Source organism: Kitasatospora sp. NPDC058032, from assembly GCF_042885845.1.
Lineage (GTDB): Bacteria > Actinomycetota > Actinomycetes > Streptomycetales > Streptomycetaceae > Kitasatospora.
The window spans coordinates 175,277-198,775 of record NZ_JBHVRK010000012.1; the positions used below are offsets into that span (position 1 = coordinate 175,277).

At 76.6% G+C, this 23,499-nt stretch carries 9 protein-coding genes; 6 read left to right on the top strand and 3 right to left on the bottom strand.

All coding sequences use genetic code 11. The features are described from left to right. Positions 1-40 precede the first annotated feature (40 nt). Both ACFVUH_RS20965 and ACFVUH_RS20970 read right to left on the bottom strand, forming a co-directional pair. Entirely contained in the window at positions 41-1,705 is a 1,665-nt protein-coding gene (locus ACFVUH_RS20965; protein WP_387914844.1) for a WD40 repeat domain-containing protein, read from the bottom strand. 68 nt (positions 1,706-1,773) lie between these two features. Continuing rightward, positions 1,774-2,010 (bottom strand): hypothetical protein, encoded by a 237-nt coding sequence (locus ACFVUH_RS20970; protein WP_355368246.1) that lies wholly within the window; start codon positions 2,008-2,010, stop codon positions 1,774-1,776. Positions 2,011-2,116: 106 nt separating this feature from the next. On the opposite strand from ACFVUH_RS20970, the gene ACFVUH_RS20975 reads away from it, so the two are divergent. Together ACFVUH_RS20975 and ACFVUH_RS20980 are read left to right on the top strand one after the other, a co-directional pair. After that, complete coding sequence (locus tag ACFVUH_RS20975; RefSeq protein WP_387914880.1) at positions 2,117-3,202, top strand: DUF5937 family protein; 1,086 nt, start codon at positions 2,117-2,119, stop codon at positions 3,200-3,202. A gap of 309 nt (positions 3,203-3,511) precedes the next feature. Further along, a complete protein-coding gene (locus ACFVUH_RS20980; protein ID WP_387914845.1) occupies positions 3,512-4,450 on the top strand; it encodes a LuxR C-terminal-related transcriptional regulator in 939 nt (312 codons plus the stop codon). A gap of 39 nt (positions 4,451-4,489) precedes the next feature. Here the strand turns inward: ACFVUH_RS20980 and ACFVUH_RS20985 are convergent, their stop codons facing one another. Further along, positions 4,490-5,173, bottom strand: a complete 684-nt coding sequence (locus tag ACFVUH_RS20985; RefSeq protein ID WP_387914846.1) for a DNA-binding response regulator — start codon at positions 5,171-5,173, stop codon at positions 4,490-4,492. Positions 5,174-5,750: 577 nt separating this feature from the next. On the opposite strand from ACFVUH_RS20985, the gene ACFVUH_RS20990 reads away from it, so the two are divergent. Genes ACFVUH_RS20990 through ACFVUH_RS21005 form a run of 4 tightly spaced genes read left to right on the top strand, consistent with a single transcriptional unit; the run spans position 5,751 to position 23,485 of the window. Next, positions 5,751-12,089 carry an SDR family NAD(P)-dependent oxidoreductase gene (locus ACFVUH_RS20990; protein WP_387914847.1) on the top strand — a complete coding sequence of 2,113 codons (6,339 nt, stop codon included), beginning with the start codon at positions 5,751-5,753 and terminating at the stop codon, positions 12,087-12,089. A gap of 5 nt (positions 12,090-12,094) precedes the next feature. Beyond that, positions 12,095-16,777 (top strand): beta-ketoacyl synthase N-terminal-like domain-containing protein, encoded by a 4,683-nt coding sequence (locus ACFVUH_RS20995; protein ID WP_387914848.1) that lies wholly within the window; start codon positions 12,095-12,097, stop codon positions 16,775-16,777. Next, positions 16,774-20,142: a type I polyketide synthase gene (locus ACFVUH_RS21000; protein ID WP_387914849.1), complete on the top strand. Its 3,369-nt coding sequence runs from the start codon at positions 16,774-16,776 to the stop codon at positions 20,140-20,142. Before ACFVUH_RS20995 ends, ACFVUH_RS21000 begins: the two co-directional genes overlap by 4 nt. Beyond that, positions 20,135-23,485, top strand: coding sequence for an amino acid adenylation domain-containing protein (locus ACFVUH_RS21005; protein WP_387914850.1), 3,351 nt, complete (start codon positions 20,135-20,137; stop codon positions 23,483-23,485). The genes ACFVUH_RS21000 and ACFVUH_RS21005 overlap by 8 nt, the downstream gene beginning before the upstream one ends. The last annotated feature ends 14 nt before the right edge of the window (positions 23,486-23,499 follow it).

Genomic DNA, 23,499 nt, shown 5'->3' on the forward strand with positions numbered 1-23,499 from the left:
GCAGATCAGACGTTCCGATGGACTGTGCGCCGTTCGACCGTCAATGCGGGGAGAGGACGGCCAGATCGTGGCCGAACCCGGCCAGCACCCGGCCGTCCGCGGTGACGGCCAGGGCGGCCACCGGCTCCGGGAAGGCGAGTTCATCGCTCACGGCCGGTTCGCCCGAGAGGTCCCAGACCCGAACGCGGTGTCGGACGGCGAACAGCGCGACGGGCCGGCCGTCGACCGTACCGGTGGCCGCCGCGGTCAGCCCCTCGGGCGCCAGAGCCGCCACCTCCGGGGCGAGCACGGCCCCCTCGCCGGCCTGTCGCGCGGTCTCCGCTGCGGCCTCGGCTGCGGCCTCCGCGCCGGAGGCGAGGTCCCGGACCCGCTCCGCCGCGCTCTCGTGGGCGTCGACGTGGGGCGCGGCGGACAGCGGCGGGCCGAGCGGCTCGCCGGTGGCGAGGTCCCACAGCCGCAGCACCTCGTCGTCGCCGCTCACGACCACCGGCCGGCCGTCGAGCACCGTGGAGGCGATCGCCCTGACGACGGCCCGGTGGCCCGGCGTCCGGCACCCGACCGGCGGGGTGTCGGACAGTTCGAAGGCCCGGCCCCCCTCGCCGACCACCCAGCACCGGCCGTTCGCCACGGCGGTCGTCAGCCCGCCCCGGCCGACGGGCAGCCGGTCCACCCGCCGCAGCGGGTCGAGGCTCCACAGCTCGGCCTCCCCCAGCGGCTCGCCCCCGCAGGGGTCGCTGCCGACGGTGAGCAGATGGGGGCGTCCGCCGACCGCGGCGGCGACCGGCTGCCGGAGGTCCACGTCCTCGGAGCACTCCTCGGCGACGCGTGCGCCGGCCTGGAGGTCCCAGATCCCGATCGTGCCGCGGAAGCCTCCCACCACGACGTGCGGGCGCCCGTCGAGCTCCAGCACGGCCCACGTCCGGAGGTCGTCGTCCTCCAGCACCACGATGCGGCTGGCGAGGCCGGAGGTCGTCAGGTCCCACAGGGCGAACCCGGCCCCGTCGTCACCCAGTACATGCGGGCGACCGTCGAAGGTGAGCGCCGCGACGGTGGACGGGGCGGGCCCGGGTTCGTTCTCGTCGGTGGCCAGCGTGCCCAGCGGTTCGCCGGTGGCCGGGTCGAGCAGCGTCGGCGCGCCGTTCCCGTCGCACCGGACGGTGACCGGCCGGCCGTCGAGCAGCGCGCTGCACTCCTGCCCGGGCACGGAGCCGGCGGCGGACGGCCGCAGGACCGGATCGCCGGTGACCGGGTCGCGGAGCAGCAGCGCACCGTCCCGGTCGCGCACGAGGACGGCGGGGCGGCCGTCGACGTCCACCAGCGGCGGCCCGGCCGCGTCGGTGGCGCCGAGCAGGCCGAGGAAGCGGGGGTGGACGCCGGAGCCGGTGGCCCAGTCCACCCGCCACCGCGCGTCCGGTGCCTGCGGGAGGGCCACGGCGGCCAGGCCGTCGGAGAGCGCGCGGTCGCCGAAGCGGGCCGCGTCCAGCGCCAGGATCTGCCGCCGGGTGGCGGCGTCGGCCGTGCCGTGCGCCTCGGCGGACGCCCGGTACACGGCCGCCGCGAGCCGAGCGGCGGGGCCCCGCGCCGTGGCGAGCCCCGTCGCCACCTCGCCCGGGTCGGCGGCCACCAGGAACCGGTGGTCCGTCACCTGCGCTTGTCCGGTGGTGTGTTCGGCGGCCGGCACGCCGCCCGCAGGTTCCCCGGACATGCCCGGGACTGTAGCGGAACCGTCCGGCACCGCCGTGGCCGGGCACCCGCCCCCGGCACCGGTGGGCGCTACTCGGCGGACCAGCCGGTCCGCGCCCAGGAGCGCGGAGCTCGGCCGAGGGCCCGCCGCAGGGCCGCGCGGAGGCGGCCGGTGGCCGGGCGCCCGGCAAGGACGGCCCGGAAGCGGCGGTGGTCGCGGACCGCGCGCAGCACCTCGATGTCGCGGGCACCCGGAGCCGGCGGGGCGGGTTCGGCGTGCCGGTCGGCCCGGTAGCTGTCCAGGAGGTGCTGCTGCAGTGCGTTCATGCGATCACCGTGCACCCTGGCCGCCCCGGAGGTCCCGTCGATTGACGGCCCTGGTCAAATGGCGCGGCAGCGGCTCCGCCCGGTCCGGCACCATGGAGAGGTGAGCGTGACCATAGACATCACCGGACTGCCGCACGAGCGGATCACCTTCTGCCCCTCGCCGCTGGCCGAGCTCGGCAGCGCGCTGCACGCGCTGGCCGAGCCCGCTCACCACACCCGGCTGCACGCGTGGACGACGGCGACCTCCGCCGCGCTCCGGCCGGAGCTGGCCGACCGGCTGCTCGAAGCCGACTTCATGTGGCGTTCGACACGCTCCGACTTCCTGATGCCCACCCGGCCCCGGGAGACGCTCGCCGAGGAACTGGACGACCTCGACCGCATGGACGACGAGCGGTTCGTCGGCGCGGCCCTGGAGATCTCCTGCAGCACCAGCCACTACGCCAAGGGCCTGCCGTCACCGCTGGTCGACGCCCGGTCGCGGCGCCGCGCGCTGGACCTGGCGGCGGCGCGCGGCCCGCGCCAGGCGGCGTTCGTCGAGCGGATGCTCGCCGAGCCCACCGCCACCCGCGCCTGGATCCGGCGGCTCCTGGAGGACTGCGACCAGGCCTTCTTCGCCGAGACCTGGCGCCGGGTCCGCGTCCAGCTCGCCGCCGACGCCCAGCACAAGACCGAACTGCTGCGCCGCAAGGGCCTGGCCCAGGCGCTCGCGGCGGCGTCGCCGGCGCTGAGCCTCCAGGAGGACGCGCAGGGCAGCCGGATCGTCGCCGACAAGCTGGTGCACGGCCGCACCGAGGCCCGCGGCCGGGCCGTCACCCTGCTGCCGAGCGTCTTCGGGTGGCCGCACCTGTTCGCCATCTACGGTCCGGGCTGGCAGCCCGTCGTCCAGTACCCGGTGGCCACCGACGAGGTCGGCGGCACCGAGTCCGTGGAAACGGTCACGCGGCGGCTCGAAGCGCTGACCCATCCGATGCGGATGCGGCTGTGCCGCAACCTCGCGCGCGGCATGTACTCGACGAGCGAGCTCGCCGACGCGTACGGCATCACCGCCCCGGAGGTCTCCCGCCACCTCGCGGTCCTCAGGAAGGCCGGCCTGCTCGTCACCCGGCGCCGGGGCCGCTACGTCCTGCACCAGCTCGACCTCCCGGCCGTCGCCCGGCTCGGCAGCGACTTCCTGGAGTCCGTCCTGCGGTAGCGACAGCCGACGACGGGGTGAACGCGACGTGGACGAACAGCACCGTGCGACCTCGGACGGTTCGTCACCCCTAGGGGGTATGCCTGGAGTTAAGCCGCGGCACCCTTGACCGGGCGAATCCTTGCAGTAGTCTCGCCACCCGAACGCCGGGGAATCGGTTTCCCCGGTGTTCAATCGCGCGTTCCCGCTCACGATCCGGATCTACGGCTGGAGTTCAAGGCGATGTCGGCGGCAACCGGTATCAACGCTCGCTTTGCGTACCGTGTCTACCACGCGCTCCTCCGCGCCGAGGACGGCCGAGCGGATCCGGTGGAGCTCGCCCGGGGGCTCGGCGCCTGCCCCGAGGACGTCCGGGAGGCCGTGGACTGGCTGGCCGAGCAGGGGCTTCTCGACCGGGATCCGGACTCGCCCGTCGTCCCGCCGCAGCGGGTGCTCAGCCGGCTGGTGGCGGACCAGCGGGAGCGGCTGGCCGAGTTCACCCGCGCCCAGGACCTCATCTCCGACCTGGCCGGCGGCCTGCTGGCCCCGCCGGCCGTCGGGAGCGGCCCGGTCGTCGACACCGGCCCGGCCGTCGAGGTGCTCGATTCGCGGGAGCAACTGCGCGCCAGGCTCTGGGAGTTGCATGCGTCCAGCCGATCGGAGGTGGCGGTGATGCTGCCCAGCGCGGCCGAGCGCGAGCCGCTGCAGCCGTCCATCCGCGAGGACGTGGAGCTCCTGCGCCGGGGCATCCACTACCGGCTGGTGGCTCCGGCCTCGGCCCTGGGCAGTCCGGACGTCGTCGAGTACGTCAACGCGCTCCAGGAGGCGGGCGCCGAGGTCCGCACCGCCGAGTCGCTGCCGCTGCGGCTGGTCATCGTCGACCAGGAGAAGGTGGTCACCCAATCGCAGACGGAGGGGGCGCGCCGCAATGTGGTGATCGACGGCGGGCCGCTGGTCCAGCTGTTCACCCGGGTCTTCGAACACAGCTGGTCGACGGCCGAGCCGTACACCCGGCGGCGCCGGGGCGGCGCTTCGGCGCCGGTGCTCGCGGGCACCCATCTGCTGGTGCTGCGGATGATGGCCGCCGGGACGACCGACAAGGCGATCGCCCGGCACCTCGGGTACTCCGACCGGACGGTGCGGCGGTTCGTCGCCGAGATCCTGCGGGTGCTGGAGACCGACAACCGGCTCACCGCGATGGTGCGGGCCACCCGGCTCGGGCTATTGGAGCACGAGGCGCAGCGGGCGCCGGAGGTGGCGGCGCCCTGACCGCGCCGTCCGCGCCCCGCCGCCGGCGGCCGCGGGGGGCTACAACAAGCCGCGTTCGGAGGCGATCCGGGCGGCGTCGAAGCGGTTGCGGCCGTCGAGCTTGCGCATGGCGCCCGAGGTGAGGTTGCGGACGGTGCCGGCGGCGAGGTAGAGCTCGCGGGCCACCTCCTTCACCGAGGCGCCGGTCGCGGTCAGCCGCAGGATCTCGCGTTCGCGTTCGCTCAGCACCTGTTCGGCGAACGGCGCCGGCGCTGTCGGGGGGACGGCGGGCTCGGGCTCGCCGACCGCCGCCCCTGCGAGGCCCGGCCCCCCGAGGCCCGGTCTCGCTCCGCCCGGTCTGCCGGCGCCCGGCGGTCTGCCGACGGCGGCGGCGTCCCGGATGGCGTCGACCAGGCGCGGGATCTTCGTCTGTTTGGGGACGACCCCGAGCACGCCCGCCGACACCGCACGGTCCACCAGCGTCCGGGTGGGCCTGGCCGTCATGATGACGACCCGGCAGTCGGGCAGCCGTCGGCCCAGTTCCCGCACCAGGCGGAAGCCGCCCTGCGCGGTGCCCATGCCCAGCACGGCCACGTCCGGCCGTCGGCGCACCGCGACCGGGACGATCATCGAACTGCGGCTCACCGCGCCCACGACCTCGAAGTCCTTGACGCCGGAGAGGACCTCGGCGATCGCGTCCAGGGGCAGCAGCTGCTCGTCGGCTACCAACACACGAATGGTCATCACTAGGTCTCCCCCGAGGATCCCGTGAACGGAACTCATGGTGATCGTTTCGGTCGCAGGCCCAGTCTGCGGCCGCCCGAGCGGCCCCGTCGACGGCTCCGGGCGTCCGGTTGCGGACATGTCCGCGCCAGGACCGCCGGGACCGCCGACAGCGGCGGGACCTGCGTGGTCAGTGGGTCTACGCGTGTCATGCGGTGACCCCTCAACCTATCCCCGCTCCGGGGGCCGACCCGATGCCCCGGGACAGGGACGTGACAAGTGTCAGTAAAAGCAGGTCAAAGCCTTGTCGCCGGTCACCGGCCAGGACCACGATGCGCACTGGTGATCGACTGCCGCTCGGGGCCCGTCCGCCCCGGGCGGCCCACCCGCACCCGTCCGTCCCGCCCTCCCCGCCTTCCCCGTCCGCCACTCCGACGGCCGTCCACCCCGACACCCTCCACCGCCCGCGCGCCGCCGGAAGGCCCCGGCCCCGGCCCGCGCCGGACGTTCCCCGCCCGCCCGTGCGCCCCCGCGCGCCCCGGCCCCGAGCCGGACCACGACCGAAGCCCGCTCACCACGGATGCCAGAGGAAGAGGACATGCACACAGACCCTGTGGTCCAGGACCCGACTCAGGCCCTGGCCGTCGTCGGCATGGCGGGACGGTTCCCCGACGCCCCCGACGTCGAGAGCTTCTGGCGGCTGCTGACGGATCGGCACGACGCCATCCGTCCCGTGCCCGCCACCCGGTGGGACGCCACCGCCCAGCTCGACCCGCAGCGCGAGGTCCAGGCCGTCGGCGGGTTCCTCGACGACGTCGAGCAGTTCGACGCCACCTTCTTCGGCATCTCCCCGCGCGAGGCCGAGATGCTCGACCCCCAGCAGCGGCTGATGCTGGAGGCCGCCTGGCGGGCCCTGGAGGACGCCGGCACGCCCGCCCGGGCGCTGGCCGGCACCCGCACCGGCGTCTTCGTCGGCGCCGGCTGGCACGACTACGAGCACGTCGGCCGCAAGAGCGGCAGCGGCGTCACCCAGCACACCGCTCCCGGCTACGCGCTGGACATGATCGCCGCCCGGGTCTCCTACTTCCTCGGCCTCACCGGCCCCAGCCTGGTCGTCGAGACCGGCTGCTCCTCCGCGCTGGTGGCCGCCCACCTCGCCGCCCAGGCGCTGCGCGCCGGCGAGGTCGACGCGGCGATCATCGGCGGGGTCGCCCTGATGCTCGACCCGACCGCCTCGATCGGCCTCACCCACTTCGGCGGCCTGTCCCCCGACGGCCGCTGCAAGGCCTTCGGCGCCGGGGCCAACGGCTTCGTGCGCGGCGAGGGCGTCGGCGCGCTGTACGTGAAGACCGTCGCCCGCGCGCTCGCGGACGGCGACCGGATCCACGGCGTCATCGCCGGCACCGCGGTGAACAACGACGGCGGCGGGCAGAGCGTCGTCGCGCCCAGTCCGCTCGGCCAGGAGCGGCTGCTGCGCGACTCCTACCGGCACTGGGGCATCCCGGCCGACCGGGTCGCCTACCTGGAGGCGCACGGCACCGGCACCGCCGTCGGCGACCCGATCGAGGCCGGCGCGGTCGGCCGGGTCCTCGGGCAGGCCCGCAGCGCGGACGCGGGCCCGCTGCCGATCGGCTCGGTGAAGACCAACATCGGCCACCTGGAGGCCGCCGCCGGCATCCCCGGGCTGTTCAAGGCGCTGCTGTCGCTGCGCCACGGGGTGGTGCCGCCGAGCCTGCACTCCGCCGAGCTCAACCCGGACATCGCCTTCGACGAGCTGAACCTGACGGTGGTGCGCGAGCCGCTGCCGCTGCCCGCCGACGAGCAGGTCTTCGTCGGGGTGAGCAGCTTCGGCTGGGGCGGCACCAACGCGCACGTGGTGCTGACCGGGGCGCCGCGGACCACCGCCGCCCCGGCCCCCGACGGGGAGGACGGCGCGGTGCTGCTGCCGGTGTCGGCGCACAACGAGCAGGCGTTCGCCCAGCGTGCCCGCGAGCTGGGCCGGCTGCTGGCCTCCGGTACCGCCGCGCTCCCGGCGCTGGCCGGCTCCCTGGCCTGGCGGCGCGACCAGTTCCCGGTCCGCGCGGCCGTCACCGCCACCGGCGCCGCCGAGGCGGCCGAGCGGCTGGAGCGGCTGGCCGCCGACCCCGGCGCCACCGACGCCGGGGTGTTCACCGGACGCGCCGCGCCGCGCGGCCGCACCGCGTTCGTGTTCCCCGGCCAGGGCTCCCAGTGGCACGCCATGGGCCGCGAACTCCTGGCCGCGGACCCGGTGTTCGCCGCCGTGATCCGCCGCTGCGCGCGGGCCCTGGAGCCGTACACCGACTGGGACCTGGTGGAGGTCGTCTCCGGCGAGGCCGGCGAGGAGTGGCTGTCGCGGATCGACATGCTGCAGCCGACCCTGTGGGCGGTCTCGCTGGGCCTGTGCGAGGTGTGGCGGGCGGCCGGCGTGGAGCCGGACGTGGTGGTCGGCCACAGCCAGGGCGAGGTCACCGCGGCCACCGCGGCGGGCATCCTCTCCTACGAGGACGGCGCGATGGTGGTCGCCCGGCGCAGCGCCATCGCCCGGCGCACCTCGGGCAAGGGCCGGATGCTGGCGGTGGACCTCTCGCTGGACGCCGCGAAGGCGGCGCTGTCCGGCTTCGAGGAAGGCGTGTCGCTGGCCGTGAACAACGGCCCGAACAGCTGCGTGCTCTCCGGGGACACCGAACTGGTCCTGGCGCTCAAGGAGTTGCTGGAGGCCGAGGGCACCTTCTGCCGCCTGGTCAACGTCGACTACGCCTCGCACAGCCCGCAGATGGACGAGCTGGAGGACGACCTGCTGGCGGCCCTGCAGTCGGTGCGCCCGGGCCGGGGCGCCGTCGAGCTGATGTCGACGGTGCGGGTGGCCCCGCTGGAGGGGCCCGAGCTGGACGCCCGGTACTGGGTGGACAACCTGCGCCGCCCGGTGATGTTCGCCGACGCGATGGAGCGGCTGTTCGACAACGGCGTCACCCACGTGGTGGAGATCAGCCCGCACCCGGTGCTGACCCCGGCGCTGGAGCAGCTGGCGGCGCAGCGGCCGGTCCCGCCGCAGGTGCTGTCGACGCTGCGGCGCGACCAGGGCTCGCCGGGCACGGTGCGCGAGTCGATGGCCCGGGCGTACGTGAGCGGCCTGGAGCCGTTCGGTTCCCTGCCCCGGGACGCCTGGGCGCCGGTGCCGCCGTACCCGTGGCAGCGGACCGCCCACTGGGTGGAGCCGGCCCGGCGGCGGACCGCGGGCGGCGCCGGTGAGGCGCTGCGGCTGATGCCGTCGGTGACCGAGCAGGGCGCGTGGACGGGGACGCTGGAGCTGGCCCCGGCCGACCTGCCCTGGGTGCGCGACCACAAGGTGTACGACGCGGTGGTGCTGCCCGGCACCGCGATGCTGGAGCTGGCGCTGCGCACGGCGCTGACCCGGACCGGCGGGGCGCACCGCACGCTCGTCGACGTCGGCCTGCACAGCCATCTGACGCTCACCGAGGAGCCGGTGACGGTGGCGCTGGGCTGGCGGGACGACGTGACCGGCGGGGGCAGCTTCACGCTCTCCTCGCTGGAGCCGGGCGCCCAGGGCTGGGTGCGGCACGCCTCGGCCCGGGTGCTGACGGAGGACACCGCGGCCGCGCTGCCGTCCTTCCCCGAGCGGCTACTCGACCTGGAGGCGGCCCCGGCCGAGGGGTTCTACGCGGACAACGCGGCGCGCGGCCTGAACTACGGTCCGGCGTTCCGGGGCGTGCTGGGCCTGCGCGGGGAGGCGGCGCAGTGCCTGGCCGAGGTGCGGCTGCCGGAGGGCCTGCTGGTCGGCGGCTACCCGCACCGGCTGCACCCGGCGCTGTGGGACGCGGCGCTGCAGGCGTCGATCCCGCTGTTCCCCGGCGAGGAGGCGGCGGTGCCGGTCGGGGTGGACCGGATCCATCTGCACCAGGACCTGGCGGAGCCGGTCACCGCGCTGTGGTCGCACGCGGTGCGCCGGGACGGCGGCGGCGAGCTGGTCGACCTGTTCCTGTTCGACGCCGGACGGCGGCCGCTGCTGAGCCTGCTGGGGCTGCGGATGCAGGCCCTGGCGGCCTCGGCGGACCCGGGCACGGCGGACGCCGAGCGGATCCACCGGATGGAGTTCCGGGCGCTGGCCCGCTCCGGGGCCGAGGCCGGGGGGAGCCCTGGGGCCGCCGACGGCCGGTGGGCGGTGTGCGCGGCGGACGCGGTGGGCGGCACGGCCGCCTGGGCGCGGGCCGGTGCGCTGGCCGAGGCACTGGGCGCGCTCGGCGCCACCGCGCTGGCCCAGGTGGCCGACGGCGCGGCGGCCGAGCGCGACGAGGTCTGGGCGGAGCGGCTGGCCTCGGTCGAGGGGCTGACCGGCGTGGTCTTCGTGGCGCCGGACGCGGACGCCGGTCCGGCCGCGCAGCGCGCGGGCCTGCCGGCGCTGGCCGCGCTGGTGCGGGCCTGTGCGACCCGCCCGCTGGTGCCGCGGCTGGCCGTGGTGACCGCGGACGCCCAGCTTCCGCCGTCGGCGGACGGCCCGGGCGACCCGGGCGCGGCCCTGTACTGGGGCTTCGTACGGGTGCTGCGCGGCGAGCACCCCGAGCTGCGGCCGGTGCTGGTGGACGTGGCGGGCGCGGACGCCGCCTGGGCGACGCGGTGCGCGGCCGAGCTGGCCGCCGAGGACGGCGCGGACCAGGTGGTGCTGCGCGGCGGCGAGCGGCTGGTCGGCCGGCTGGTGCGCGGCGCGGCGGCGCCGTCGGACCGGCCCTCTGCACACACCTCCGCGCGGCAGTCGTTCCGGCTCGCCCCGGACCGTCAGGGCACCTGGGACGGTCTGGCGTTCCGCCCGCTGGAGCGGCGCGCGCCCGGCGCCGGGGAGATCGAGATCGTGGTCTGCGCGGCGGCGCTGAACTTCATCGACGTGATGAAGGTGATGGGCACCTACCCCGACCCCTCGGCCGACGCCCGGCTGCTGGGCCTGGACGGCGTGGGCGTGGTGACCAGGACCGGGGAGGGCGTCGAGCGCTTCGCGCCCGGCGACCGGGTGGTCGCCTGCACCAGCGGCGGTTCGCTGGCCACCCACTGGACGGTGCTCGCCGACCACGCGCAGCCCGTCCCGCAGGGGATGGCCGACGAGGAGGCGGCGGCGTTCCCGGCGGTGACCATCACCGCCTGGTACGGGCTGCGGCACCTGGCCGCGCTGGCGCCCGGCGAGACGGTGCTGATCCACTCGGCGGCCGGCGGCCTGGGCCTGGCGGCCATCGAGGTGGCCCGGCTGCTCGGCGCCGAGGTGCTGGCCACCGCGGGCACCGAGGAGAAGCGCGCCCATCTGCGCGCGCTGGGCGTGCGGCACGTGTTCGACTCCCGGGACCTCGCCTGGGCGGAGCAGGTGCGCGCGGCGACCGGGGGACGCGGCGTGGACGTCGTCCTCAACTCGCTGACCGGCGCGGCGATCCCGCTGGGCCTGGAGGTGCTGGCCGAGGGCGGCCGGTTCGTGGAGGTCGGCAAGGCGGACATCTACGGCGGGCGCACGCTGGGCCTGGAGGCGTTCCGCAAGGGCATCAGCCTGGCCTCGCTGGACCTCGCGGCGGTGATCGCCCGCCGCCCGGCGCTGTTCACCCGGCTGTTCGCCGAGGTGTGGGAGCAGGTCGCGGCGGGCGGGCTGCTGCCGCTGCCGGTGCTGCGGTACCCGTTCGAGCGGGCCGCCGAGGCGATGCGGGAGATGGCGCGCGGCCGGCACATCGGCAAGTTCGTGCTGTCCGACCCGTCGACGGTCGCCTCGGTGGTGCCGGAGCCGCTGCGCGACGGCCGGTTCCGGGGCGACGGCAGCTATCTGATCACCGGCGGCCTCGGCGCGCTCGGCCTGTCGCTGGCGGAGTTCATGGCCGAGCGGGGCGCGGGCCGGCTGGCGCTGGTCGGGCGGTCGGCGCCGCGCGAGGACGCGGTGGCGCGGATCGAGGCGCTGCGGGCGCGCGGCGTGCTGGTGGAGACCTTCGCGGCGGACGTCGCCGACCCGGAGGCGGTGCGCCGGGTGCGCGAGCAGCTGCCGCCGCTGCGCGGCGTGGTGCACGCGGCCGGTCTGCTGGACGACGCGACGGTGCTCAATCTGACGCCGGAGCAGCTGCACCGGGTACTGGCGCCCAAGGTGGACGGCGCGGTCAACCTGGACGCGGTGACCGAGGGCGATCCGCTGGACTTCTTCCTGCTGTTCTCCTCGGCGGCGGCGCTGTTCGGCAACGCCGGGCAGGCGGCCTACGCGGCGGGCAACGCCTTCATGGACGCGCTGGCGGTGGACCGGCGCCGGCGCGGGCTGCCGGCGCTGAGCGTGCAGTGGGGGCCGTTCAGCGACGTCGGCCTGGCCGCCGCCGAGGACAACCGCGGCGCCCGGCTGGCGGAGCGCGGCATGGCCGGCTTCTCCACCGAGGAGGCGTGGCGGGCCCTGGAGGGCTTCCTCGGCGGGGACGAGCCGGTGGTCGCCTATGTGCCGATCGACCTGCGGCAGTACCTGGAGGCGTACCCGGACGCGGTGACGCTGGAGAGCTGGAGCGCGCTGCGCGAGCTGGCCCGGCACGGGGGCGGCGGCAGCAGCGCGGGCGCGGCCTTCCTCGCCGAGCTGCGCGCGGCGCCGCAGGAGCGGTGGCCGGAGCTGCTGGAGACCAAGGTGCAGGAGCTGGCCGGGCGGGTGCTGCGGCTGGACGCCGGGGCGATCGACCGGGACACGCCGTTCAAGTCGCTCGGGCTGGACTCGCTGATGGGCCTGGAGCTGCGCAACCGGCTGGAGGCGGCGTTCGGGCTGCGGCTGTCGCCGACCCTGCTGTGGACGTACGGCACGCCCCGGGCGCTGTCGGCCGTCCTGGCGGAGCGGCTGCTGGGCGAGAGCGCGGGCGGCCCGGCGGACGGGCCCGCCGGGCAGGACACGGCCACGGACGGCGAGGGCTGAGCGCGATGACGGAGCAGCAGACCTCCGCGCCCACCCCGCTGACCAGGGCGCTGGACACCGTCCGCAAACTGCGGGCGCAGCTGGACGCCGCGAGCGGCACCGGCCCGCTGGCCGTGGTCGGCATCGGCCTTCGGCTGCCGGGCGGCATCGCCGACCTGGACGGCTACTGGGCGGCGCTGGCCGCCGGCCGCGACCTGGTGGGCCCGCTGCCCGCCGGGCGGCGCGGGCCGTTCGCCGCCGAGTGGGAGCGGCTGCCGCACACCGGCGGCTTCCTGGACGAGGTGATGGACTTCGACGCGGAGTTCTTCGGCATGAGCGCCGAGGAGGCCCGCGGCACCGACCCGCAGCAGCGGCTGCTGCTGGAGGTCGCCTGGGAGGCGCTGGAGAACGCGGCGCTCCCGGCGGACCGGCTGGACGCGGCCCGCACCGGGCTGTTCGTCGGGGTCACCGGGCAGGAGTACTGGGACTGGCACCGCGGGGAGCTGGACACCCACTGGGCGGGCGGCAACGGCCACTGCTTCACGGTGGGCCGGGTCGCGTACGCGCTGGGCCTGGCCGGTCCGGCCATCACGGTGGACACCGCCTGCTCGTCCTCGCTGGTCTCGGTGCACCTGGCGCGCCAGGCGCTGGCCCGCCGGGAGTGCGACGTGGCGCTGGCCGGCGGGGTGAACCTGGTGCTCTCGCCGCGGGCGACCCGGCTGCACCAGCTGGCGGGCACGCTCTCGCCGGACGGGCGGTGCAGCCCGTTCGACGCCCGGGCGAACGGCTTCACCCGGGGCGAGGGCTGCGGTGTGCTGGTCCTCAAGCGGCTGGAGGACGCGCGGCGCGACGGCGACCGGGTGCACGCGGTGGTGCACGGCTCGGCGGTGAACCAGACCGGCCGCTCGACCGGTTTCACGGCGCCCAATGTGCTGTCGGAGGTGGCGCTGACCGAGGCGGTGCTGGCGGACGCCGGACTCACCCCCGCCGACATCGGTCTGGTGGAGGCGCACGGCACGGGCACCTCGCTCGGGGACACCATCGAGATGGAGGCGATCGCCGCCGCGCTGGGCCGCCGCAACGGCGGGGCGGAGCTGACGGTCGGCTCGGTCAAGGCCAACCTGGGGCACCCGGAGTCGGCGGCCGGGGTGATCGGCCTGGTCAAGGCGGTGCTCTGCCTGCAGCGGCGCGAGGTGCCGCCGCTGGTGAACTTCGCCACCCTCAACCCGCTGATCGACCTGGACAGCACCGGCATCACCCTGCCGACGGCGCTGCGGCCGTGGCCGGAGCGGGCCGGGCGGCACGCGGTGGTCAGCGCCTTCGGCATGGGCGGCACCAACGCGCAGGTGGTCGTCGGCGCGGCCGAGGACCAGGGCGCGGCCCCCGCGCCGGTGGGCCCGGTCGACGGGTTCGAGCTGTCCGCCCGGACCCCGGAGGCGCTGCGGGCGCTGGCCACCGCCCTGCACGGCCGACTGGCCGGGCTGCCGGAGAGCGCCTATCCGGCGTTCGCGTACTCGGCGGGCGCCGGGCGGGCCCGCCACCGGCTGCGGGCCCTGATCGCGGCCGGCGACCGGGCCACCGCGCTGCGGGAGCTCCAGGCGCTCGCCGAGGGCGGATCGCCGTCCGGGGCCGGGCCCGGCGAGACCGAGACGGAGCACGACGGGGCGCCGACGCCGCCCCGGGCCGTGCTGGACCTGCCGACCTACCCGTGGCAGCGCCGCCGTCACGCCCCCGAGCCGGCCGACCTCCCACCGCCGCCCGCGCCCGCTGCCGCCGCCCCCGGCGCGGCCACGGCCACCGTCACCGCCGGTCGGACGCCCGACGAGGCACGGCACGCCCTGTTCGCGCTGGAGTGGGCCCCCGCCGAGGACGGCGCCACCCCGCCCGCGAGCGGCGCGCCCGGCCGGTGGCTGCTGTTCGCCGACCGCGGCGGCGTCGCCGCGGCGCTCGGCGCCGAGCTGGTCGCCCGGCGCGGCAGCTGGGTGACCGTCACCCCCGGCGAGCGGTCGCGGCGGCTGGACCCGCTGTGCCACGAACTCGACCCGCGCCGCCCGGAGGACCTCACCGCCCTGCTCAAGGAGCTGCGGGCGGCCGGCGACGAGCCGTGGGCCGGGCTGGTCTACGCCTGGGGCCTGGACACCGTGTCCGGCCCGGACGGGCCCGCGCCGTTCCCGCTCACCGAGGAGCGCGAGCACGCCGTGCGCCCGGCGCTCCAACTGCTCCGGGAGCTGGCCGAGGAGGGCCTGCCCGGCACGCCGCGGCTGGCCCTGCTCACCCGGGGCGCGCAGCGGGTGAACGAGCGGGACCCGGCTCCCGACCCGGCCCAGGCGCTGCTCCGGGGCCCCGCCGCGGAGGGGCCCGGCGCGCCCCGCCCACTGCTCGTCGACCTCGATCCGGACCCGGCCGGGGACGACCCGGCCCGGCTGCTGGACGTGCTGCTGCGCCCCGCCGGGGAGGAGTCGGCCGCGCTGCGCGGCCCGGTCCGCCACGTCCCGGTCCGGGTGCCCCAGGACTCCGCGGACGGCACCGAGCCCGGCTGGCAGCGGCGGCCGTTCGATCCCGAGCTGGACACCAACCACCGGATCCTGGCGGTCCGTCCGGGCCTGCTGGAGAGCCTGACGCCGACCCGCTGGGAGCGGACGGCGCCCGGGCCCGGGCAGGTGGAGATCGAGATCGCGGCGGCCGGGCTGAACTTCAGCGACGTGCTCAAGGCGATGGGCGCCTACCCCGGCGCCGCCGGCAGCGTCCCGCTGGGTGTCGAGTGCGCGGGCCGGATCAGCGCGGTCGGCGCGGGCGTCGAGCGCCTGCGGGTCGGTGACCGGGTGATGGCCGTGGTGCCCTCCGCGCTGGCGGCGTACGCCACCACCGAGGCGCACCTGGTGGCGCCGCAACCGGGGGCGCTGGACGACGAGCAGGCGGCGGCGGTGCCGATCGCCTTCCTGACCGCCGTCTACGGTCTCGAACACCTGGCCCGGCTGAGGGCGGGCGAGACGGTGCTGATCCACTCGGCGAGCGGCGGGGTGGGGCTGGCCGCGCTGGCGGTGGCCCGGCGCCGCGGGGCGCGGGTGTTCGCCACCGCCGGGACGCCGGACAAGCGCCGCTTCCTGCGCGAACTGGGCGGCATCGAGCGGGTGATGGACTCGCGCTCGACGGCCTTCGCCGACGAGCTCGCCGAGGCCACCGACGGGCGCGGGGTCGACGTGGTGCTCAACTCGCTGACCGGGGAGGCGCTGCGGCGCGGACTGGCGCTGCTGGCGCCGGGCGGGCGGTTCGTCGAGCTGGGCAAGCGTGACATCTTCGACGACAGCCCGATCGGCCTCGGCCACCTCAAGGGGAACCGCGCGCTGTTCGCGGTCGACCTCGACCACACCTTCCACGCCCGGCCGGAGCTGCTCGCCGAGCTGTTCGCGGAGGTGGTGCGGGGCTTCGAGACCGGCGAGTTCGGTCCGCTGCCGGTCACCGCCCGCCCGTTCGGCGAGGCCCGGGAGGCGTTCGCCGCCATGGCGCAGGCCCGGCACCTGGGCAAGCTGGTGCTGCGCCCGGAGCCGGCGCCGGAGATCGCGGTGCCGCCGAGCCCGGCGGTGGTCCGGGCGGCGCGGGCCGGCTACCTGGTGACCGGCGGGACGACGCCCGCCGCGCTGGCGGCGGCCGGTCGCCTCGCGGAGCTGGGCGCGCGCCGGATCGTCCTGCTGCGCTCCCCCGGCGCCGACGCCGGCCCGGCCGCCGAGGCGGTGGCCGGGCTGCGCGCCCGGGGCGTGGAGGTGGCGCTGTCGGTCGCGGACCCGACGCGCGGCGAGGAGCCGGCGGCGCTGCCGGCCGGGCTCGACCTGGCCGGGGTGGTGCATCTGGCGGGCGCCTCGCAGGAGGCCGCCTCGCAGGAGGACCCGCTGCGCGCCTCGGCGACCCGGGCCGCCGAGGCCTGGCAGCTCCACCTCGCCACGGCCGCACTGGAGTTGGACTTCTTCATCCTGTGCGACCCGGACACCGGCCCGGGCCGGGAGAGCACGCTCGGCGCCTGCCTGGACGCGCTCGCCGCGCACCGCCGGGCGCTCGGGCTGCCCGCGCTGAGCGTCGACGGCGAGGGCCTCGGTTCGCTCGCCCGGCTGCTGGGCAGCCCGGCCGCGGTGGTCCGGGCCTCGGCGACCGGCGACGGCGCGCCCGAGGCGCAGGCCGACGGCGGGGCGGCGATCCGCCGACGGCTGCTGGAGGTCGAGCCGGGCCGGCGCCGCCGGGCCCTGCTGGTCCGGCACTGCCGGGAGCTGGCCGCCCGGGTGCTGGACGGGCCCGGCGCGGACGCCGCCGCGGTCGACGCCTCGGCGCCGCTGGCCGGCCTCGGCTTCGACTCCATGCGCACCCTGGAGCTGCGCTCGCGGCTGGAGCTGTCGCTCGGCGTGCCGCTGCCCGCCACCCTCGGCTGGCAGTACCCGACGCTGGACGCGCTGGTGCCCTTCCTCGCCGAGCGGATGGGGATCCCGCTGGAGGCCGCGGCGAACGGCCCCGCCCCGGCCGGGCCCGCCACGACGCGGGAGACCGCCGCCCCGGCCGCACCCGCCGCCGTCGCCACCCCCGCCACCACTCCCGCCACCGTCGAACCCGTCGACCTCGACGGCCTCTCGGAGAGCGAGCTCGAAGCCCTCCTCCTCGCCAAGACCGAGCAGTTCGACGCCGCTTCCGATGCCGATCCGACCGACCGGGGACAGGGACGATGACCACACACGACGACACCACCCGGCCCGCCACGCCCGCGCCCGCGCCCGACGACCGGTCCGCGTCCATGACGGCGATGAAACGCGCCTATCTGACGATGGAGCGGATGCAGCACCGGATCGACGCCTACGAGCGGGCCCGGACCGAGCCGATCGCCGTCGTCGGCGTCGGCTGCCGCTTCCCCGGCGGCGTGGGCGACCCGGACGCGTACTGGGAACTGCTGACCGCCGGCACCGACGCGATCGGCGAGATCCCGGCCGACCGCTGGGACGTCGACGCGTACTACGACGAGCGGCCGCGCACCCCCGGCCGGCACAGCACCCGCTGGGGCGGCTTCCTCGACCGGATCGACCGCTTCGACCACGAGTTCTTCGGCATCTCCCGCCGCGAGGCCGTCTCCATGGACCCCCAGCAGCGCCTGGTCCTGGAGGTCGCCTGGGAGGCCCTGGAGGACGCCGGGCAGGCCCCGCACGCGCTGGCCGGCAGCCGCACCGGGGTGTTCCTCGGCATCTGCAGCAACGACTACGCCGGGCTGGTGTTCCGCGAGCCGGCCGACATCACCGCCCACGCCAGCACCGGCGTCGCCCACAGCATCGCCAGCGGCCGGCTCTCCTACCTGCTGGACCTGCGCGGGCCGAGCGTCTCGGTGGACACCGCCTGCTCCTCCTCGTTGGTCGCCGTGCACCAGGCGTGCCAGAACCTGCGCCTCGGCGAGTGCGACCTGGCGATGGCCGGCGGCGTCAACGCGGTGGTCTCCCCCGACGCGGCGATCTCCTTCTCGCAGTTCCCGGAGATGCTCGCCGACGACGGCCGCTGCAAGACCTTCGACGCGGCGGCCAACGGCTTCGTGCGCAGCGAGGGCTGCGGCATCGTGGTGCTCAAGCGGCTCTCCGACGCGCAGCGCGACGGCGACCGGGTGCTCGCGGTGATCCGCGGCTCGGCCGTCAACCAGGACGGGCGCAGCTCCGGGCTGACCGCCCCGAACGGGGCCGCGCAGCGCGAGGTGTTCCGGCACGCCCTGGCCGCCGCCGGCATCGGGCCGGAGCGGCTCGGCTACATCGAGACGCACGGCGCCGGCACCAAGCTGGGCGACCCGATCGAGGTGGCGGCGCTGGCCGAGGTCTACGGCCGCGCCGAGGGCGCGCCGCTCTACCTGGGCGCGGTGAAGACCAACCTCGGGCACCTGGAGGCGGCGGCCGGGATCGCCGGGCTGATCAAGGCCGTCCTGTGCGTGGACCGCGGGCTGATCCCGCCGAACCTGCACTTCGGGGAGCTCAATCCGCACATCTCCTTCGACGGGACCACCTTCGCCGTCCCGACCGCCCCGACCCCGTGGCCCGACGGTGCGGGGCCGCGCACGGCGGGGGTGAGCAGCTTCGGCTTCAGCGGCACCAACGCCCATCTGATCGTCGAGCAGGCGCCGCGGCGCCCGTCGGCGGAGCCGGACGGCAGCCGCCCGCTGTCCGTACTGGCCCTGTCGGCGAAGAGCGGCGGTGCGCTGCTCAAGCTCGCCCGCCGCTACCAGGACCGGCTGGCGGCGGCCGGCCCGCAGGCCGCGCCCGACCTGTGCTTCTCGGCCGGCACCGGCCGCTCGCACTTCCCGCACCGGCTCGCCGCGGTGGGCGCCTCCGCCGGGGACCTCGCCGACCGGCTGGCGGACTTCGTCCGGGACGACCCGGGCGAGGGCCTGCTGCTGGGCACCGCCCGGGGCGACGGGCCGGGCGGCGCCGAACCGGTCTTCCTGTTCACCGGCCAGGGGCCGCAACGCGCGGGCATGGCCCGGCAGTTGTTCGAGACCCAGCCCTCCTTCCGGCGCACCCTGGAGCGCTGCGACGAGATCCTGCGCGACGTCCTGCCGGCCCCGCTGCTGTCCGCCGTGTACCCGGCCTCGGCGGCGGACGCCGGGCTGATCGACACCATGGAGTTCGCGCAGCCCGGCCTGTTCGCCGTGGAGTACGCGCTGGCCGAGCTGTGGCGCTCCTGGGGCGTGGAGCCGGCCGCCGTGGTCGGGCACAGCCTCGGCGAGTACACCGCCGCCTGCTTCGCGGGGGCGATGCCGCTGGAGGACGGGCTGCGGCTGGTCGCCGAGCGCGGCCGGCTGCTGCAGCGGCTCGCCGAGTCCGGCGCGATGGCCGCGATCTCGGCCCCGGCGGAGGAGGTCGCCGCGGAGGTCGCCCGCCATGACGCCGCGCTGGTGGCGGTGGCGGCCGTGAACGGCCCGGCCAACACCACCGTCTCCGGGGTGCGGGAGGTGGTCGACGCGCTCTGCGAGGCGTTCACCGCGCGCGGCGCCGAGGTGCGCCGGCTGCGGATCTCCACCTCCTCGCACTCCCCGCTGGTCGAGCCGGTGCTGGAGCCGCTGCGCACGGCCCTGGAGAAGGTCGTCTTCGGCGCGCCGCGGCTGCCGCTGGTGTCCAACCTGACCGGCGGGCTCTGGCCGTGGGACCGGCCGCTGGACACCGAGTACTGGCTGGGCCACGCCCGGCAGCCGGTGCTCTTCGCCGACGGGGTGCGCTCGCTGCACGAGCTGGGCTACCGCACCTTCCTGGAGGTGGGCCCGGCACCGACCCTGCTGGGCCTGGTCCGCGAGGTGCTGACCGGCGACGACGTGCTGATGCTGCCCAGCCTGCGGCCCAAGTACGACGACTGGGAGGTCCTGCTGGGGAGCCTGGGCCGGCTGTACGTGGAGGGCGCGGAGGTCGACTGGGCCGGCTTCGACCGCGACTACGCGCGGGCGCGCACGCCCCTGCCGCACTACCCGTTCGCCGCCACCCGCTGCTGGCACGAGCCCAGCGGCGAGGTCACCGCCGTGCGGACCACCCGCCGGGACCCGGCCCGGACCGGCCGCCCGGACCGCCCGGACCGTCCGGAGCGTCCGGAGCGCCGCGAGCGGGCGGAGCGGACCGCCGAGCGTCCGGCGCCGCTGCCCGGCGCGCCCGGCCGGGCCGCGGCGAGCGCCCTGCCGACCGCCGAGGAGCTGCTGAAGGCCCCCGCCGAGCAGCGCGTCGACACCCTGGTCGCCGGGCTGACCGCCGGGGTGCGCACCGCCCTGGGCTCACGCGCGGCCACCGTGGACGCCGACGCACCGCTGTCCGGCCTCGGGCTGGACTCGCTGATGGCGGTGGAGCTGCGCAACGAGATCCAGGGCCGCCTCGGCGTCAAGGTGACGGTGGCCGACTTCCTCAAGGGCGCCACCGTGCGGAGCCTGGCCGAGCAGGTGGTCGCCGGGCTGGCCGCCGGATCGGGGCCGGAGCAGGCCGACGAGGACGCGACGATCCGCCGGGTGACCCGCTCCGCGGACCACGACGCCGAGCTGCTCGCCCTGCTGGACCGGGTCACCGGGGAGACGGAGCGGTCCGATGGCTGAGCTCGACGAACGCCTCGCCGCGCTGACCCCGCAGCAGCGGGCGCGCCTGGAGCAGCTACTCGCCGAGAAGCGGCGGGCCGCGGACGGCCCGGCCGAGGACGTCTTCCCGCTCTCGGTGTTCCAGCAGGGCATGTGGTTCCTGGAGCAGGTCCGCCCCGACAACCCGGCGTACGTGGTGCCGGGCGCGGTACGGGTGCGCGGCCCGGTGGACGCCGGGGTGCTGCGCGCGGCGTTCACCGAGGTGGTCCGCCGGCACGAGGCGCTGCGCACCGCCTTCGGGCTGCGCGAGGGCCGCCCGGTCCAGGTGGTGCGGCCGCTGCCGGCGCCGGAGCTGCCGGTGGTCGACCTGCGCGACGCCGGGCTGACGGCGGCCGGGCTGGAGGAGCGGATCACGGCGGCGGCGATCGGCGAGCCGTTCGTCCTGGAGACCGGGCCGCCGGTGCGGCTGACGCTGCTGCGCACCGGCGAGGACGAGTCGGTGCTCGTCCTGGCGCTGCACCACCTGGTCTCGGACCGCTGGTCGTTCTGGGTGCTGCTGTCCGAACTCGCCGCGCTGTACGCGGCGTTCGCCGACGGCCGGCCCTCGCCGCTGCCGGAGCTGCCGGTGCAGTACGCCGACTTCGCGGTCTGGCAGCGCGAGCAGCAGGACAAGGGCCGCTGGGCCGGGCAGTTGGCGTACTGGCGGGAGCGGCTGGCCGGGGCGCCAGCCGCGCTGGAACTGCCGACGGACCGGCCGCGGCCCGCCGTACAGGGCTTCCGCGGCGGCGCGCTGCCGTTCGAGCTGCCCGAGCCGCTGGTGCGGGAACTGGCCGCGCTCGCCCACCGGCGCGGCGCGACCACCTACATGGCGCTGCTGGCCGTCTTCACCGTGCTGCTCGCCCGGTACAGCCGGCAGCGGGATGTGGTGGTGGGCGTGCCCACGGCGGTCCGCGACCGGCCCGAACTGGAGCCGCTGATCGGCTACTTCGTCAACACCCTGCCGATCCGCACCGAGCTGGGCGGCGACCCGTCGTTCACCGAGGTGCTGGAGCGGGTGCGCGCGGCCTGCCTGGGCGCCTACGAGCACCAGGAGGTGCCGTTCGAGCTGGTGGTCGGGGAGCTGGGCACGGCCCGTGACCTCAGCCGCCCGCCGGTGTACCAGGTGAGCTTCGCCTACGGCCGCGAGGCGGTGCCGGACCTCACCCTGGGCGGCGCGCGGCTGGAGCAGGTGCTGGTGCGCAGCGGCGGCGCGCGCTTCGACCTGGAGCTGCAGGCCTTCGACCGGGACGGCGGGCTGAGCGGCTGGTTCGAGTACGACCGCGACCTGTTCGACGAGTCCACCGTCGAGCGGCTGGCCGCGCACTTCCGCCGGCTGGCCGAGCAGGCGGTCGCGGACCCGGAGCGCCCGGTGGAGCTGCTGGAGCTGCTGACGGAGGGCGAACGCCGCCGGGTGGTGGAGGAGTTCAACGCCACCAACCAGGAGTGGCCGGCCGACGCGGGCTGGATCCACCGGGCCTTCGAGGAGCAGGCCCGGCTCGATCCGGAGGCCGAGGCGCTGCGCTTCGAGGGGCGCTCGGTCGGCTACCGGGAGCTGGACCGCCGGGCCAACCGGCTGGCGCACCGGCTGTGCGGGCTCGGCGTGGGCCGGGACGTGGTGGTGGGCGTCGGGATGGAGCGCTCGCCGGAGCTGGTGGTGGCGCTGCTGGCGGTGCTCAAGGCGGGCGGCGCCTACCTGCCGCTGGACCCGGAGCTGCCGGCCGCCCGGCTGGAGCACATGGTGCGCGACGCCCGGGTGCCGGTGCTGCTCACCCAGCGCCGGGTGCTGGGGCGGCTGCCGGCGGTCGAGGCCGAGGTGCTGTGCGTGGAGGAGTTCGAGGCCGCGCCGGGCGGTGAGCCCGACACCGCCCCGGACGTCGAGATCGGCGGCGAGGACCTCGCCTACGTCATCTACACCTCCGGCTCCACCGGCCTGCCCAAGGGCGTCATGAACGTGCACGCGGCGATCCGCAACCGGCTGCTGTGGATGCAGGACGCCTACCGGCTGGACGCCACCGACCGGGTGCTGCAGAAGACGCCGTTCTCCTTCGACGTGTCGGTGTGGGAGTTCTTCTGGCCGCTGGCCGCCGGCGCCACGCTCGTGCTGGCCCGCCCCGAGGGCCACCGGGACCCGGGCTACCTGGTCCGCACGATCCGGTCGGAGCGGGTGACGACGGTGCACTTCGTGCCGTCCATGCTGCAGGCCTTCCTGCGGGAGCCGGTGGAGGAGTGCACCGCGCTGCGCCGGGTGGTGTGCAGCGGCGAGGCGCTGCCGCGCGACCTCCAGGACCGCTTCCTGGCCCGTTCCCGGGCCCGGCTGTACAACCTGTACGGCCCGACCGAGGCGGCCGTCGACGTCACCCACTGGACCTGCCGCCCGGACCCTGACCCGCACCGCCCGGTGCCGATCGGCCGGCCGATCGCCAACACCCGGATCCACGTGCTGGACGGGGCGATGCGCCCGCTGCCGGTCGGGGTGCCCGGGGAGCTGCACATCGGCGGCCGGGGCCTGGCCCGCGGCTACCTCAACCGGCCCGAGCTGACCGCCGAGCGTTTCGTACCGGACCCGTTCGACCCGGACCCGGCGGCGCGGCTGTACCGGACCGGGGACCTGGCGCGGTTCCGCGAGGACGGCGCGCTGGAGTTCCTGGGCCGGCTGGACCACCAGGTGAAGCTGCGCGGCCTGCGGATCGAGCTGGGCGAGATCGAGGCCGTGCTGACCGCGCACCCCGCGGTGCGCGAGGCGGTGGTGACGGCCCGCGAGCACCGGTCCGGGGACGTACGGCTGGTCGCCCATCTGACCGTGGACGCGGACACCGGGGCGCCCGGGCCCGCCGAGCTGGCCGCCCATCTGCGGGAACGGCTGCCCGGCTACATGGTGCCCGCCGCGTTCGCGGTGCTGGACGCCCTGCCGCTCACCCCGAGCGGCAAGGTGGACCGCTCCGCGCTGCCCGAGCCGGCGCAGGAGCGGCCCGGGGCCGCGCCGTTCGCCGCGCCCGGGGCCGGACTGGAGCGCACGCTGGCCGAACTCTGGCGCAAGGTGCTGGGGATCGAGCGGGTCGGCGCCCACGACAACTTCTTCGACCTCGGCGGGCACTCGCTGCTGATGGCCGAGCTGCGCTCGCTGCTCGCCGCGGACACCGGACACCGGGTGTCGATGGTCGAACTGTTCCAGCACCCGACGGTGGCCTCGCTGGCCGCCCATCTGAGCCGGTCCGAGGGGGAGCCGTCCGCGGCCCCCGGACCGGACGCGCGTGAACGCGCGGAGCACCGACGCCGGGCAGGAGCCCGGCGGCAACAGGCGGCCGCGCGCCGCGCCCGTTCCTGAGGCACCGATGTGAG

Coding starts and splice junctions, on each gene's coding strand:
- ACFVUH_RS20965 (WP_387914844.1), bottom strand. CDS start 1,705: ATGTCCGGGGAACCTGCGGGCGGCGTGCCGGCCGCCGAACACACCACC.
- ACFVUH_RS20970 (WP_355368246.1), bottom strand. CDS start 2,010: ATGAACGCACTGCAGCAGCACCTCCTGGACAGCTACCGGGCCGACCGG.
- ACFVUH_RS20985 (WP_387914846.1), bottom strand. CDS start 5,173: ATGACCATTCGTGTGTTGGTAGCCGACGAGCAGCTGCTGCCCCTGGAC.
- ACFVUH_RS20990 (WP_387914847.1), top strand. CDS start 5,751: ATGCACACAGACCCTGTGGTCCAGGACCCGACTCAGGCCCTGGCCGTC.
- ACFVUH_RS20995 (WP_387914848.1), top strand. CDS start 12,095: ATGACGGAGCAGCAGACCTCCGCGCCCACCCCGCTGACCAGGGCGCTG.
- ACFVUH_RS21000 (WP_387914849.1), top strand. CDS start 16,774: ATGACCACACACGACGACACCACCCGGCCCGCCACGCCCGCGCCCGCG.
- ACFVUH_RS21005 (WP_387914850.1), top strand. CDS start 20,135: ATGGCTGAGCTCGACGAACGCCTCGCCGCGCTGACCCCGCAGCAGCGG.